General features: G+C 51.8%; 11 protein-coding genes. All 11 read left to right on the top strand.

Annotated features, from left to right (window positions below; genetic code table 11):
- Position 1: 1 nt before the first annotated feature.
- Complete coding sequence (locus ACN6MW_RS23295) at positions 2-871, top strand: carbohydrate ABC transporter permease (protein WP_419872270.1); 870 nt, start codon at positions 2-4, stop codon at positions 869-871.
- 20 nt (positions 872-891) lie between these two features.
- Positions 892-2361, top strand: a complete 1470-nt coding sequence (locus ACN6MW_RS23300) for a gluconolactonase (protein WP_419872271.1) — start codon at positions 892-894, stop codon at positions 2359-2361.
- Positions 2358-2996, top strand: a complete 639-nt coding sequence (locus tag ACN6MW_RS23305) for a Yip1 family protein (RefSeq protein ID WP_419872272.1) — start codon at positions 2358-2360, stop codon at positions 2994-2996. Before ACN6MW_RS23300 ends, ACN6MW_RS23305 begins: the two co-directional genes overlap by 4 nt.
- A gap of 32 nt (positions 2997-3028) precedes the next feature.
- Complete coding sequence (locus ACN6MW_RS23310) at positions 3029-5251, top strand: DUF5696 domain-containing protein (RefSeq protein ID WP_419872273.1); 2223 nt, start codon at positions 3029-3031, stop codon at positions 5249-5251.
- Between the two features lie 11 nt (positions 5252-5262).
- The gene (locus ACN6MW_RS23315; RefSeq protein WP_419872274.1) at positions 5263-6165 is read left to right on the top strand and encodes a carbohydrate ABC transporter permease; all 903 of its coding nucleotides are present in this window, start codon (positions 5263-5265) and stop codon (positions 6163-6165) included.
- A gap of 21 nt (positions 6166-6186) precedes the next feature.
- Positions 6187-7146, top strand: a complete 960-nt coding sequence (locus ACN6MW_RS23320) for a carbohydrate ABC transporter permease (RefSeq protein ID WP_419872275.1) — start codon at positions 6187-6189, stop codon at positions 7144-7146.
- A 136-nt stretch (positions 7147-7282) separates the two neighbouring features.
- Positions 7283-8638 carry an ABC transporter substrate-binding protein gene (locus ACN6MW_RS23325; protein ID WP_419872276.1) on the top strand — a complete coding sequence of 452 codons (1356 nt, stop codon included), beginning with the start codon at positions 7283-7285 and terminating at the stop codon, positions 8636-8638.
- 102 nt (positions 8639-8740) lie between these two features.
- A complete protein-coding gene (locus tag ACN6MW_RS23330; RefSeq protein WP_419872277.1) occupies positions 8741-10303 on the top strand; it encodes a family 43 glycosylhydrolase in 1563 nt (520 codons plus the stop codon).
- A 24-nt stretch (positions 10304-10327) separates the two neighbouring features.
- Complete coding sequence (locus tag ACN6MW_RS23335; RefSeq protein WP_419872278.1) at positions 10328-11788, top strand: glycoside hydrolase family 32 protein; 1461 nt, start codon at positions 10328-10330, stop codon at positions 11786-11788.
- Between the two features lie 28 nt (positions 11789-11816).
- Complete coding sequence (locus tag ACN6MW_RS23340) at positions 11817-13310, top strand: glycoside hydrolase family 32 protein (protein ID WP_419872279.1); 1494 nt, start codon at positions 11817-11819, stop codon at positions 13308-13310.
- Complete coding sequence (locus tag ACN6MW_RS23345; protein WP_419872280.1) at positions 13304-14311, top strand: PfkB family carbohydrate kinase; 1008 nt, start codon at positions 13304-13306, stop codon at positions 14309-14311. Before ACN6MW_RS23340 ends, ACN6MW_RS23345 begins: the two co-directional genes overlap by 7 nt.
- The last annotated feature ends 914 nt before the right edge of the window (positions 14312-15225 follow it).

The following is a 15225-nucleotide window of genomic DNA, read 5'->3' on the forward strand; positions in this document are numbered from 1 at the left end:
CATGTTCACGATAACTACCAAAAAATCCGGCATAAAAGCAAGACGCTCGCTTGCCGGCAACATCGCGATATTCGGATTCGTGGCGCTTCTCGGTCTATTCTCAGCGTTTCCGTTTATTTTCGCGATCATTACATCATTGAAGCCGATTGACGAGCTGCTTCAATTTCCGCCTCGCTTGATTGTCAGGAGGCCTACACTCAATAACTTTACGGATTTGTTCCAGCTGGCCTCCAATATGTGGGTTCCGCTGTCCCGGTACATTTTCAACACGGCGCTTATTTCCATCGTGGGCACGGTACTGCATGTGCTGTTCGCGGCGATGGCGGCATATCCGCTTGCGAAGCATAAGTTTCCAGGAAAAAACCTATTGTTCTCGATCATCGTGATGGCGCTCATGTTCGTGCCCCAGGTGACGTTCATCCCGCAATTCGTACTCATGTCTGAGATGAATATCGTGAACACGTACGCGGCATTGATTCTGCCATGGATCGGCGCTTCGCTTGGCCTTTTCTTAATGAAACAATTTATCGAGCAGCTGCCTGACGCTATCTTGGAGGCGGCGCGGATTGACGGCGCAAGCGAGTATAAAACCTTTTTCTCGATTATTTGGCCCAATTCGACGCCGGCCATTATGACGGTCGTGATCTTTCAATTTATTAATCTGTGGAACTACGCGCCGAAGGAGCTTATTTTTGGGGAATCGCTCAAGGTGTTCCGGATGGCGCTCGAGCAGATCGTGGCCGGCGACCCTATAGCAAGGATGGGGGCAGGATCCGCGGCTGCCGTCATTCTCATGATCCCGCCGATTATCGTATTTGTTTTGCTGCAGCGGAAGGTTGTAGAAACAATGACCTTTGCGGGGATCAAATGATGGAGGTTAGAGGTGGAGTCATGAAAATGAAATGGATGCTGGCTGCCGTGCTGCTTCTCCCCCTTTTGGCCGCAGCACCGCTGACGGTCGCGGCGGAAGCGCCTTACCAGTCTTATGTATACAACGAATGGGATCAATCGAAAGCGGCTCCGGCGAGCTATTTGCCGGAACGCACCTACACGGGAAATCAGCTCGGAGCGGGAGCCTTCAGCGATCCCCAGGATCTGTTCGTGGATAAGAGAAGTGCCGTCTATATCGCGGACACTGGCAACAAACGAATCGTAAAGCTGAATGACCGTTTTGAGACGGTCGCGATCATTGACAAGCTGAATGATAACGGCAAAGAAATGACGCTGGCAGCCCCAACGGGACTGTTCGTTACCGATGAAGGCACGATGTATATCGCGGACAAGGATAACGGGCGTATTATTCGGGCCGGCGCAGATAATAAAGTTGAGCTGGTCATCGAGAAGCCAACCGATCCGCTTATTCCCGAAGGCTTCCAATTCAAGCCGACGAAAGTGGCGGTGGATAACGCGGGACGCATCTATGTGCTGTCGGAAGGACAGTTTTACGGTCTGATGCAGTTTAACAGCAAAGGTCAATTTACTGGTTATTTCGGTAGCAACCGGGTAGAGGTCACGCCAGCCGTCGTGCTGGAGACCTTCTGGAAAAACCTGCTGTCGAAGGAACAGCGCTCGGCAATGATGAAGCTGCTTCCAATCGAATATTCGAACCTTGAGGTAGGTGCCGACAACTTTGTCTACACCACAACGATCATTTCCAAAAACTCGCGGGAAGAAATCAAAAAGCTGAATCCGCTCGGCAACAATGTGTTAATGGGACAGGAGGGCGGAGCCGATTTCGGCGATAAGGAGTTTTCCTTCAAGCAGGGCGTGAAGCAGGATACCTCTTTCGTTGATTTAAGCATCGATGCGGAAGGCTTCATCGCAGGACTAGACCGGACGAGAGGACGTATCTTCGAATACGATTCGGAGGGCAATCCGATTGCGGTATTCGGATCGCTGGGCAATCAAAATGGGACCTTCCTTCAGCCTTCCGCCGTGTCTTATTGGAACGGCGAGGTGCTGGTGCTGGATACGGCGAAGCGCAATATCACAAGGTTTGCGCTCTCCGAATACGGAGGCCTAGTGCGCCAAGCCACAGTGCTGTACAACCAAGGCTTATACGAGGAAGCAGCCGTGATTTGGAAATCGGTTGCGAAGAGAAATGCCAATAACAGCATTGCTTACGTGGGTATAGCCAAGGCGCTTGAGAAGGAAGGCAGCTACGACGAGGCGCTTGCCTATTACCGTCAAGGAACGGATCGATCGGGTTACTCGGACACCTTTGGCCAAGTCCGGATGCAAACCGTACGCAGCAATTTGCCGGTTATCATGACGGTCTTCATCCTCGCAATAGCAGGCTATTACGGCTATAAAGCCTTTGCAGCAGCAAGGAACAAGAGACGAAAGGAGGTTACAAGGTGAGCGCATCGGCGGCAACTCAAACACCGAAGAGACTAAATCCTTTCAGCTCCTTGCTTCATCCGTTTGACAGCTTTTATGCCATCAAGGAGGAGGGCAAGGGCTCGCTGCTTGTTTCGGCTTTTATTGTTCTTGTTTTCTTCATCGCTACGATCTTCAAGAGGCAAAGCACAGGTTATACGTTCAACTATGCAGATCTCAGCGCGCTGAACGTTTGGCTGATCGCGGCAAAAACGATCGTGCTTTATGCCTTATGGGTGGCCGGAAATTGGGCGGTTGCCACTTGGATGGACGGCGAGGGAAAAGCCAAGCAAATTGCGATCGTCAGCGCCTATGCAAGTATTCCTTATGTTGCGGCGGTCATCATATCGACGCTGCTAAGCAGAGTGCTCGTTCAGGAAGAAGGCATGTTTCTAGGCTATATGACAACGATTGCGATGGTATGGAGCGCAGTGCTCATGTATATCGGCTTGCTGACCATTCATGACTATGGCGCGGTCAAGACGCTGCAATCCGTCGCGCTGACATTTGCTGCGATGGGCATTGTGATCTTTCTCACGGTATTGTTTTATACGCTGTTCCAGCAGGTGTATGTGTTCATTTATACGATTTATAACGAAATGTTGTTCCGCTTATGAGGCAGAACATTGATCGGAAAGGGGGGGGCAGCTTGAGATTACGAATATGGACAGCCTTCATGACGGCAATGCTGCTTATTATCGCTTCAACGAGCGGAATTAAGGTTCATTCCGCAGCGGGCACGGCAGTAAAAGCAGCACAAACCGGTGACTTCCAGCGTGTTGCGGACAGCGGCAGACTCACGCTTGATTATAATCCGGGCACTGCTGAAATTAGGGTGACGGATAAGGAGTCAGGTGCGCTTTGGCAGAGCAACCCGGTTGACCGGGACTCGGATAAGCTCGCCAAGGGCGCCAAAAAAATGGATTTATCCGCGCAGCTACTGCTTGATTACGTGGATGATCTAAACAAGCCGTTCCAGCTAAACAGCTTTACGGGCAGCGTCAAGGAAAAACAGCCAAGCTGGAGCAAGGTGCAAGGCGGCATTGAGGTCACTTATGAATTTCCGAAAGCAGGCTTTACCGTACCGGTCCGTTACACGCTTTCGGACGATGGCTTAACGGCAGCCATACTGACAGGCGGCATTAAGCAGCAGGATAAATTCAAGCTGGTTAACATCAGCCTGCTGCCGTTCTTCGGGGCGGCGGGCAGCACGGACGAAGGCTATATGTTCGTGCCCGACGGCAGCGGCGCGCTGATCAACTTCAACAACAGCAAAAGCAGCTATAAAAGCTACAACGAAAGAGTGTACGGCGGGGATCAGGCGCTCGATTATCCGAGCAAAGCCGATCAGAAGGAAGCGATTCGCCTTCCGGTGTTCGGAATGAAAAAGGAATCGTCTGCCTTTATCGCCGTCATTCATCAAGGGGCTTACCAAGCGGGCATTACGGCGGAAGTAAGCGGCAAAAACAATACGTATAACAACATTTTCAGTTATTTGAATCTGATCGAGTTCGAAACCAATCTGCTGCTTGAAGGCACGTTAAACGAGAAGCAGGTAACGCGGGCTTCGCAGTCAATGACAGGCGGCATTGATTATGAGGTGAAATACTTTTTCCTTCATGACGCCGATGCCGATTACGCAGGAATGGCAAGCAGGTACCGCAATTATTTGCAGGATGAGCAGGGCGTAAAGCCAGCGGAATCCAAGACTGCAGCAGACGGCAAATCACTTCCTTTGCTTGTTGACTTTGTCGGCGGCGTGAAGAAAAAAGCGACCTTTCTCGGCATTCCCTACAACACAGTAGAAGTGCTAACCTCCTTTAAGGATGCCGGCCAGGCCGCAAATCGCCTGCTCGATGACGGGATTGCAAACTTGGCGCTGCGGCTTGAAGGCTGGACGGCAGGGGGAGCAAAAGGCGAGGTTCCCGTATCGCTGGACGCGGAGGGAAGGCTTGGCGGAAACAAGGCCTTCAAGAAGCTGGCGAAGGAGCTGGAGTCAAATGGCGTAGCTTTTTATCCGGCTGCCGATCCCGTCAAATTGTATGAAGGCGGAAACGGCTTCAGCAGGTTCTCGGATACCGCAAAAGGAATCAGCCGGGCGCCGGCACTGAAATATGATTACCGCATGAGCGACCAGATGAAAAACAAGGATTTAAAGCGTTGGTACTTGCTGAAGCCAACCTCGGTTAATGAGGCCATTGACCGCTTTACCGCAGCCGCGGCCAAGGCAGGCCTGAAGCATGTATCCTTACAATCGGTCGGTTCGTTTATTTACTCGGATTTCCGGCGCGGCAGCCAGCCGAAGAACGTGACGGGCACAACCTGGGAAAGCGGCCTCCAGAAGGGGCAAAGCAATCTCGGCGGCCTCATGTTCGATCAGCCGAATGCATACACGTTCCCATATGCGCAAAGCTTGTCGGATGTCCCTTTATTCGCAAGCGGCTTTGACACAGAAGATGAGGAAGTACCGTTCTACAGCATCGCGCTGAGCGGAATTCTGCCTGCTTACAGCGAGCCTATTAATCTCTCGAGCATGCCGCAGAAGTATTTGCTGAAATTAATAGAAACCGGAACCTATCCGGCCTATAAGTTTATTGCAAGGGATTCCTCGCTGCTAAGCCATACCGAATTTGATTCGCTTTACAGTGCTGATTTTAATTTGCTTTACGAGGATATGAAGGAGCAATACGATCGTTTGAACGAAGCGCTTGGCGGCCTGACGGGTCTTGCGATTACGGACCATGAGAAGCTGCAAGAAGGCGTATACCGCACAACGTTCGAGAACGGCAAGACAGCCGTCGTCAATTACAACAATGAGATGGCTGCCGTTGGCGCTGAGAGCATTCCGGCGCTAGGCTACCTCATCCGTTAGGGGGTGAACGCATGTTTAGACAACTACGGGCTTTGCCTTATACGAAGAAAAAGGAGCTGTACGGTTTTTTATTCGTACTGCCCTGGATTTTAGGCTTTATCTTGTTTTTCGCAAAACCGCTGTTCACGTCGCTCGTCTTCTCGTTTCAAAACATGGAGATGACGCCCGAGGGGCTGCGCGGCGTGTTCATCGGCTGGGACAATTTCGAGTACGCCTTATTTAAAGACCCGGCCTTCATTAGAGAGGCCGTCAATTCCTTTATCAACATGCTGTACGGCGTTCCGCTGATTTTGGTTTACAGCCTATTCGTAGCTGTGCTCCTCAAACATAAGTTTCGGGGCAGGGGGTTTATGCGGGCGGTATCTTTCCTTCCGGTTATTATCGCCTCAGGCGTGCTGATGCAAATTTTGAAGGAGGATGTATTCTCCCAAGGCATGCGCGGCGGAGCAGAAAGCGTTTATTTGTTCACGGGAGCCGGCATTAACGGTATTCTGCAGGAGCTCGGACTCGGGGCGCAGCTGATTGAAATTTTCAATAACATCATCGCCCGAATCTTTGACCTCACCTGGCGATCGGGCGTACAGGTGCTGCTCTTCCTTGCCGGCCTCCATGCCATACCCGGCTTTTTGTACGAGGCTTCCTCCATTGAAGGCGCAAGGCCTTGGGAGCAGTTTTGGAAAATAACGCTGCCGATGCTTACGCCAATGATGCTGCTGAACATCGTGTACACCATTATCGACACGTTCACGGATTACGGAAACAGCGTCATTCTAATGATTTACAATACGGCTTTCTCGCAGGTCAGATTCGGTTACAGCAGTGCGCTGGCTTGGCTGTACTGCGTATTAATCGCCGTATTCCTAGGCGCTGTCTACCTGCTGCTCAAGAAACGCATCGTCTACATGCAGGATTAAACGGAAAGCGGGGAACTCGACTTGAATGCAATCATTCAGAAAAAACAGCTGAAACGGGCAAGGAAAACCTTATCTTCCATCTTACGTTTCTCACTTCTTGCGGCGCTGGCGTATCAGCTGCTTTATCCGCTCTTGTATATGCTCAGCATGGCGCTCCGCCGTCCAGAGGAGGCGATGGATCCCAGCGTGATCTGGGTGCCGAAGACGTTTACGCTGAGCAACTTTACCGATGCGCTGCGGGTCATGGACTTCTGGGATGCGCTCGAAAACAGCTTGATTATCGGGATCGGCTGCGGGCTTCTGGACGTGCTGTCCTGCGCCTTCGTCGCGTACGGCTTTGCGAGATTCAAGTTTCCTTTCTCGGGAACCCTGTTCACGCTCGTTATTTTGACGCTGGTCGTGCCGGTGCAAACCATTATTTTACCGCTGTATGCCGACATGAAATACTTTGATGCTTTTGGCTTGATGAAGCTGACGTCGATGGTGACAGGCGGACCGGATTCCATCAGTCTCGTGGGCAGCTACTGGGCATTTTTCCTGCCTTCATTGCTTGGAATGGGACTTCGCTCAGGCTTGTACATCTTTATTTTCCGGCAGTTCTTCAAAGGTATGCCGAATGAGCTTGAGGATGCGGCCTACATGGACGGCTGCGGGCCGTTCAAAACCTTTTTTACCGTCATGCTTCCCAATGCAAAAAATGCCATCATCACGGTATTCCTATTCTCCTTCGTATGGCATTGGAATGAGTTTTATATGTCGAATCTGCTGCTCGGCAACTTAAAGAAAAACTTCGCGATCGCGCTCTCATCCCTCCGGGTAGATCTTCAAGCCGTCGTCAACGTGCAGACGATCAGCGACCCGCTTGTCGTGGTGACGCGGATTCAAGCAGGCGCACTGCTCGCGATATTGCCGCTGTTTATTCTTTATTTGGTTACGCAGCGCTACTTCACGGACAGCATCGAGCATGTCGCGATTAAATAATGGATGAGCGATCGGACAGCTCGTTATGAAGGGAGGCGAGGCCCGGGTTTCAGAGTCAATTTTTAGAGGAATGGCCGATTCATAAGGGTGTCATGCGTAACACAAATGAACTTAAATTAGGGGAGGCTTTTTTAAAATGGTCAAAAATATGAAAACATTCGCGATGATGCTGGCTGCTGTCGTAATGCTCGTTACCGTATTGGCTGGCTGCTCGGGCAATAACGGCGGCAATAACAAAACAAACGAAGGCGCGGCGAACAGCGGCGGCAACAGCCCGGAAGCAACGGAAGAGGCGAAGGAAGAAGCGCCTAAGCTTGAAAACGGCAATATTACGATCCTATATCATACTTCCAAAGAGCAATATGACGAGAACAAAGCGGCAAACCCTGCTGCTTTTGACGCCGTATGGGAAACGGTTGCACAGTTCGAACAAGCTTACGGCGGCAAAGTTAATGTTATCGCGGTGCCATGGGGCGACCAAAAGTCCACGCTGATCTCGATGGTTAACGCAGGGGACCAAGTGGATGTCGCGCAGGCGAACGACCAAAACTTCCCGGTGTATCCTTTGAAAAAGATCATACAGCCGCTTGATCAATACATGGATCTGTCGGATCCGTTCTGGAACTCTTCCGTAACGAAAGCATTCTCTTTCGGCGGCAAGCCTTATGCGGCTGGCGTCGGCGCTGCTCCGATCGTCATTTACTACAACAAAACGCTTTTTGACAACAATGGCGTAAAAACGCCAGGCGAGCTTTATAAAGAAGGCAACTGGACTTGGGATACATTCCGGTCCACTGCGCTTGAGCTTACGCAGGATACAGACGGCGACGGCAAAAGCGACCAATTCGGTTTCGGCTGGTGGGATGCCGGCTACCCGCTGATGGTGGCATCGAACGGCGTAACTAACCTTTCTTATAATGAAGACGGCTCGATCACTACGAATTACGATTCCGACAATATGAAGGAAGCTATGCAATTCACGCAGGATGCTCTTCTGAAAGACAAATTCATCGATAAAGACAAAGAAGGCGACTATTTTAACGCAGAGTTCAAAAACGGCAAGCTGGCTATGACGGCAGAATACGGCTTCGGCGGCTTTACGGTATTCAAAAGCGATTATGAGCTTGATTTCGTTCCGGTACCGACTGGACCTAAAGGTACAAAGGATGTTGGCCCAGGCGGAATGTCAGGCTGGTCGATCCCAACGGTTTCGAAAAACCCGCAGGGCGCTGCCGTATTTATCAAAATGATGTCCGAGAACGAGCTTAAGGTAGCAACAGAAAACAACGTGAAGCAATTTGGCCAAGAAAAAGTCGATCAAATGAACGAGCTTGGCACCAAAATCCTATTTGCGCCAATCGGCGTCGAGAAGTATTGGGATGCTAACACGGCTGCATTGACAGGCATCAAGGACGGCACGCCGGTAGGCACATTTGCCGCTACTGCCAAAGCTATGCTGGAAGAAGGCATCAAAATCACACTGACCCAATAAATAGCCTTGCAACTATCCGCCGTCATGCATGCATGGCGGCGGGTATAGTTATAGGCTCGTAGCAAGGAGGAGAATCGTATTCATAATAAGCTTTCAAAAACGGTGCGGCTGGCCGCAATCGCTCTAGCAGCCGCAGTGCTGGCGAGTGCATGCAGCAACAGGAATACGGCTGATCCCGGTGAAACGGCGGCGCCAAGCGCGACAGCCGCAGCAGATCCAGCCGTAACGGCAGCGCCCTCGGACGAAGTGAAGCGGGCTGAGGATCGTCTGTTCTGGAAACCGGCCGAGGGCTGGGTAGGCGATGTCATGCCATTTAGCGATAATGACCGAATTCATTTGTTTTATTTGCAGGATTGGCGCGACGGCGCTCCCGGCTTCCATCCTTGGCATCAGGCTTCGACCGCTAATTTGACCGACTATGACTACGCAGGGGAGTCCATCCCGTTCGGCCAAGAGGCAGACCAGGACTTGGCGATTGGCACGGGCAGCGTCATAAAAGCAGGCGATACGTACCATGCGTTTTATACCGGCCATAATTGGAAGTTTCCCGATCAAGGAAAGCCGAAGGAAGCTGTAATGCATGCGGTCAGCAAAGATTTGAAAAGCTGGACGAAGGTTCCGGAGGATACCTTTTATGCGCCGGAGGGCTATGAGAAGGATGATTTTAGAGATCCCTTCGTATTGTATAACGAGGAGCAAGGCGAATATTGGCTGCTGCTCAGCGCAAGGAAGGAAGGCACGGGCGGCGTCATTGCTTTGTTTGCTTCCAAGGACCTGAGCGAATGGGAGGTTCGCGAGCCGTTATCGGTCGATGCTGCATCCTCTTTCTTCATGCTGGAATGTCCGGATGTTTTCCGGATGAACGGGAAATGGGTACTCGTGTTCTCGGAGTTCAGCGACAAGAAGTCGACGCATTACCGGATAAGCGATTCGCTGAACGGACCATGGGTCAAACCCGAGAAGGATGTATTCGACGGTAGAGCGTTCTACGCGGCCAAAACAGGCAGCTTGGGCGAGCGCCGCTTCCTGTTCGGCTGGGTGCCGACGCGCCAGCTGGAGAAGGACTATATGAAATGGGACTGGGCAGGCAATATGGTTGCGCATGAAATGGTTATCGGCGAGGCCGGCGCACTCGGCATTAAAGTGCCGGATGAGGTCGATCGCTTATTGTCTAAGCCTTCTCCATTAGGGGAAGCAAGGCAGCTTGGGTCGGTAACGAATAAGGATAGTGACTATGGGATGGACGGCGCTGCGGGCGTCAGCGGCATTATTTTCGGGCAGATGCCGCAGACGGCAAAAATTACGGGCAGCGTGCGTTTTGATGAAAAGGTAACTTACAGCGGACTCGTAACAGGTGTTGGCGAGGAGCCGGAGAAGGCTTACGGCATCCAACTGGAGCCGGGCAAGGACCGCATTCGCTATGACGCGGCCGGAGGGGAGACGTTATCCTCGTTAGAGCCTGATGTGCAGGTGCCGGTTGCGTTCGAGCCAAACGTCGATTATCCGTTTACGATTGTAATCGAGAATGATGTAGCCGTCTTTTATATTGGGGATTCCGCATTAACGACGAGAATTTATAAAATGCCGGGGCAAGCATGGGGCTGGTATTCGCGAGGCGGAAAAACGACGCTGACGAAGCTTGCCGTATCCGTTCGAGCGGATTAAGACTGTGTAATTGGAGGGAAAAGCGTGACGGAGCTATATAAGGAGCGGTTTCGGCCGCAATTTCATCTCACACCGCCAAACGGACCGATGAGCGATCCGAATGGCATGGTATTTTTTGAAGGCATCTATCATCAGTTTTACCAGTTTACTGGAAGATGGGGGCATGCGGTCAGCCGTGACCTTATCCACTGGGAGCATTTGCCGCTTGCTCTGGTTTCCGATGAGCTTGGCGATATATGGTCTGGCTGCTGTGTCGTAGACAAACAAGATACGAGCGGATTATTCGGAGGAGTAGCCGGGCTGGTTGCCCTGTTCACCCATTACAAGGACGGCTTGCAATCCCAAAGCCTTGCTTATAGCTCTGATTCTGGAATGAGCTGGACCAAATATGCCGGCAATCCGGTTATTGCAAATCCAGGCGTACCCGATTTCCGCGACCCGAAGGTGCTCTGGCATGAGCCGAGCGGCAAATGGGTGATGGTCGTTTCCGTTGATAAAAAAGTCCATTTTTATTCGTCAAGCAATCTGACGGCGTGGCGCTTCGAGAGCGAGTTCGGCGAAGGGCAGGGCTCCCAAGCGGCGGTGTGGGAATGTCCCGACCTGTTTTGCCTTCCCGTAGACGGGGATGCCGGCCGCTTGAAATGGGTGCTGCATGTCAGCATTGGCGATAACAAAGAAACCGATGGATCGACCGCGCAATATTTTATTGGGGAGTTCGATGGGCAACGCTTCATAAACGATGACGCGTCAGGCGGGCATATCCGTTGGACCGATTATGGCCAAGATTTTTATGCGGCGGTGACTTATTCCGATCTTCCGGAGGAGGACGGGCGCAGCGTTTGGCTGGGCTGGATGTCGAACTGGAAATATCCGTTTGCCGGACCGACGGAGCCATGGAAGGGCGGAATGTCGGTGCCGCGCACGCTTGAGCTTCGGACAGATACCGAAGGTTTGATTGGACTTTGCCAGAAGCCGATTGAAGAGCTTAAGCGGTTACGAACCGACGCGCTGCGGTTTGCGTTCGTCGAAGCGGATGATCAAGCGGTGAAGCTTGACTTTCAAGGCGCCTCTTTCGAGCTGGTCGCGGATATGGAATGGAGGGACGCCCAGTCCTTCGGGCTCCGCGTGCTCTGCTCGCAGTCAGGCGCTGAATCAGCGGCTTTCGGGTATGACACGGAGGGGCAGACCGTTTTTGTGGACCGGATGCATGCCGGGCGGAATGATTTTATCAATCGCGAGGGTGAGCCGTTTGATTTTGGCAAACGGTTTACCGCCCCATACAAGGCAGCGAATAATCGAATCACTTTCCATGCTTTTGTCGATGAATCGGTGATTGAACTGTTTATCGACAACGGGGAGAAGGTTTTTACGGTTTTGGTATATCCGGCGCCCGGCAGCCATGGCCTCGAGTTATTTGCGAGCGGCGGTTCCGCCGTATTCCGGAGCGTTGACGTCTATCGATTAAAATCCATTTGGCATAAATAAAAATAGCAAGCAAGGATAGGTGAGTGGGATGAAAAATACGGTAAGCAAGCAGGATGGGCATCAGGCTTTTATCGCGCAAGCCGAAAAAGCCTGGAGAGAGAATTCGAAAAAGTTGGATGGAACATATCGGCTCCACTATCATATGATGCCGCCGGCGGGCTGGATGAATGATCCGAACGGGATGATTTATTTTGACGGGCATTATCATTTGTTCTATCAGCATGATCCTTATCAAGCGAAGCAAGGACCGATGCATTGGGGGCATGCCAGAAGCAAGGATCTGGTCCATTGGGAGCATTTGCCGGTTGCGCTTGCGCCGTCCGGGGAATACGACATGGGCGGGAATGCCGGACAGGGCTGCTGGTCTGGAAGCGCGGTAGACAACAACGGTGTATTGACGCTCATTTATACGGGCCATGTTGACGGTAAAACGCCGGAAGAGGTGCAGTGTCTTGCGGCCAGCACGGACGGCGTGACTTTCCATAAACATACCGCTAATCCCGTAATCGGCGATTCGCCGGATGCCGAGCGCTTCGGTTTCCGCGACCCGAAGGTATGGAAGCACGGAGAGAAGTGGTACATGATCGTCGGTTATGGCAAAGACGGAATCGGTAAAGGCATTATTTATACTTCGTCCGATCTGCTCAGCTGGGACTATCAAGGAGCTGCGGCCGAGAGCGACGGCACGATGGGCGATATGTGGGAATGCCCGGATCTATTTCCACTCGGAACGGATCATCAGCATGTGTTGCTTATCTCTCCAATGAACATTGCACCGGTCAAAAACTTGTATCTTGCCGGAAATTTTGATTATGACAGCTGCCGTTTTGAGCAAAAGCATGCGGCGCAAATCGATTACGGTTTCGATTTCTATGCTCCGCAAACGCTGCTTGACGATAAAGGCAGAAGAATTATGATCGCTTGGATGAACATTTGGGGAGCAACGATGCCGGAGCAAGCCCATGGTTGGCTTGGCGGCATGACATTGCCGCGCGAGCTTACGCTTGCGGAAGACGGCACGCTGCGCAGCCATCCGGTACCGGAGCTCGCTGCGCTGCGCGGATTGCATACTGCTGCTGCAGATGTCGCTCTGACGGACAATGAGTTTGTAGCGATAAACGGCGTTCGAGGTGATTCGCTCGAATTGGATATGGTTTATGATCTGGCCGTCACGGATGCGTCAGAGGTAGGCGTCCGTGTCCGCTGCTCGGAGGATGGTTCTGGCTATACGGAAATTCGCTATTCCATTACGGAGCAGAAAATTTATATGGACCGCAATCTGGGCGGCGAGGGCGACGGCGGAGTTAGTGAAGCGCCGCTGCCGGTGCAAGCGGACGGACGGCTGCGGATAAGGCTGTTCCTCGATCGTTCATCGATCGAATTGTTTGCCGGCGAGGGTCGAATCGCTATAACCAATCGGGTTTACCCGAATCCGAAGGACACAGGAATTTCCTTTTTCGCCCGAGGCGGATCGGCGAAGCTCGACACGTTGGATGCATGGGAGTTGAGCTCGATTTGGTAACGCAGGATAATGCTAGGACTGATAAAGGCTTGGATGTTGTTGCGCTTGGCGAGCTGCTGATCGACTTCACGCCGCATGGCGTATCCGAGCAGGGGCAGCCGCTATTCGAACAAAATCCGGGCGGTGCGCCTGCGAACGTGCTGGCTGCTTTAGCCAAGCTGGGCCTCGCGACTTCGTTTATCGGAGCGGTAGGCGAGGATGCGTTCGGCCGTTATTTGAAGGATGTGCTGGAGCAATGCGGCATCGGCACGGAGGGGCTGCTGCTCACGTCGGTGGCCAAAACGACGCTTGCGTTCGTCCATCTGGACGCAGACGGCGACCGTTCCTTCTCCTTCTACCGTCAGCCGGGCGCCGACCATATGCTGCATGAGGATGATATCAACCGCGCGCTGATCGATTCGGCCAAAATCTTTCATTACGGATCGATCTCAATGACGCACGAGCCCTCTCGGACAGCAACCCTGAGCACGGCCGCTTATGCGAGAAGCAAAGGGATGCTCATCTCCTATGATCCGAATTTGCGCTTGTCGCTATGGGAAAATGAAGCTGCGGCGAAGGATCGCATATTGGAAGGGCTTCAGTATGCGAATGTGGTAAAGCTGTCGGAGGAGGAGCTTCTGTTCTTAACGGGAACCGGTGATCTCGAGACGGGAACCAAGCAGCTGGCAGAGCAATTCCCATCCCTATTTATGCTGCTGGTTACGCTGGGCGCAGATGGAAGCTATTGCCGGGCAGGCGAGGCAACCGCTTCGCATGCTGGCTATAAGGTAGACGTGATGGATACGACAGGGGCGGGTGATGCCTTCTTCGCAGGCATTCTTTATTCCCTGCTGACTGAACTTGAGGCAGCTGCTCAAAATGGTTGGACTCAGCCGCAGCTGGAATCGATGCTCGCGTTCGCTAACGCAATGGGCGCGCTCGCCGCCACCGGCAAGGGAGCTATCCCGTCGATGCCGACGCTTGGAGCGATTACGACTATCGCGGGTGCATTTGCAAGGTAGACGAGGATGATGCTGCCCCGTGGATGCCGACGGTTGAGGCGAAGCCGTCTATCGCGGATGCATTGACGGAAGAGTAAGGAAAACTCAGATGAACGGCAATAAGAGCGATGTCGCGCTTATTGCTCTTCATCGAGCGTTAGCGAGCGGGAAATGCTATGATTTTTCACTCTATTTGGAAAACGCTTACTTTTCGGTTGGATGCGTGCTGTTTTCTTTATACGGATGAATTAACAGGAATTACTCCCGTTAATTGATCCGTGCTGGCAACGTTGTTTCAATTAACGGGATTTTCTCCCGCTAATTCCAATCGATCTCCTGAAAAGTGGCTGTTTGCTCGAAATTAACGGGATATTTTCCATGTAAATGCTGTTTTCAAACTTAATCGGCAGAATTAGCTGGAGATTTTACAGTTAATTTAGTTTATCAAAGGGATGGCTGGGAGAATCCGATACAAGAGCAGTCAGCAAGAGCAGTTCGTATGGCAATCTGCAAATGAGTCTGCTAACGCAGTCCGCCTGAGTAATTTGCAAATACAGTCCGCCTAAGTAATCCGCCTGAGTAATCTGTAAATACAGTCCACCTGAGCAGTCCGCAGAAGCTGCGTCTATAACGGTTCGATCCGAAGCATGCTTTATTTATATGCAGCTGAAATAAAAGAACTTACTCCTATTAATTAACGGGAATTACTCCAGTTAATTGATCCGTGCTGGCGGCGTTGTTTCAATTAACGGGATTTTCTCCCGCTAATTCCAATAGATCTCCGGAAAAGTAGCAGTTTGCTCGAAATTAACGGGATATTTTCCATGTAAATGCCGTTTTCAAACCTATTCGGCAGAATTAGCTGGAGATTTTACAGTTAATTTTATTTATCAAAGGGTTGGTTGGGAGAATCCGATGCAAGAGCAATCCGCAAG

The organism is Pristimantibacillus sp. PTI5, from assembly GCF_048572955.1.
In the GTDB taxonomy this organism is placed as follows: Bacteria; Bacillota; Bacilli; order Paenibacillales; family Paenibacillaceae; genus Pristimantibacillus.

Bases quoted from the DNA above. Each gene is read 5' to 3' on its own strand.
- ACN6MW_RS23295 (WP_419872270.1), top strand. From the start codon at position 2: ATGTTCACGATAACTACCAAAAAATCCGGCATAAAAGCAAGACGCTCG.
- ACN6MW_RS23300 (WP_419872271.1), top strand. From the start codon at position 892: ATGAAAATGAAATGGATGCTGGCTGCCGTGCTGCTTCTCCCCCTTTTG.
- ACN6MW_RS23315 (WP_419872274.1), top strand. From the start codon at position 5,263: ATGTTTAGACAACTACGGGCTTTGCCTTATACGAAGAAAAAGGAGCTG.
- ACN6MW_RS23325 (WP_419872276.1), top strand. From the start codon at position 7,283: ATGGTCAAAAATATGAAAACATTCGCGATGATGCTGGCTGCTGTCGTA.
- ACN6MW_RS23340 (WP_419872279.1), top strand. From the start codon at position 11,817: ATGAAAAATACGGTAAGCAAGCAGGATGGGCATCAGGCTTTTATCGCG.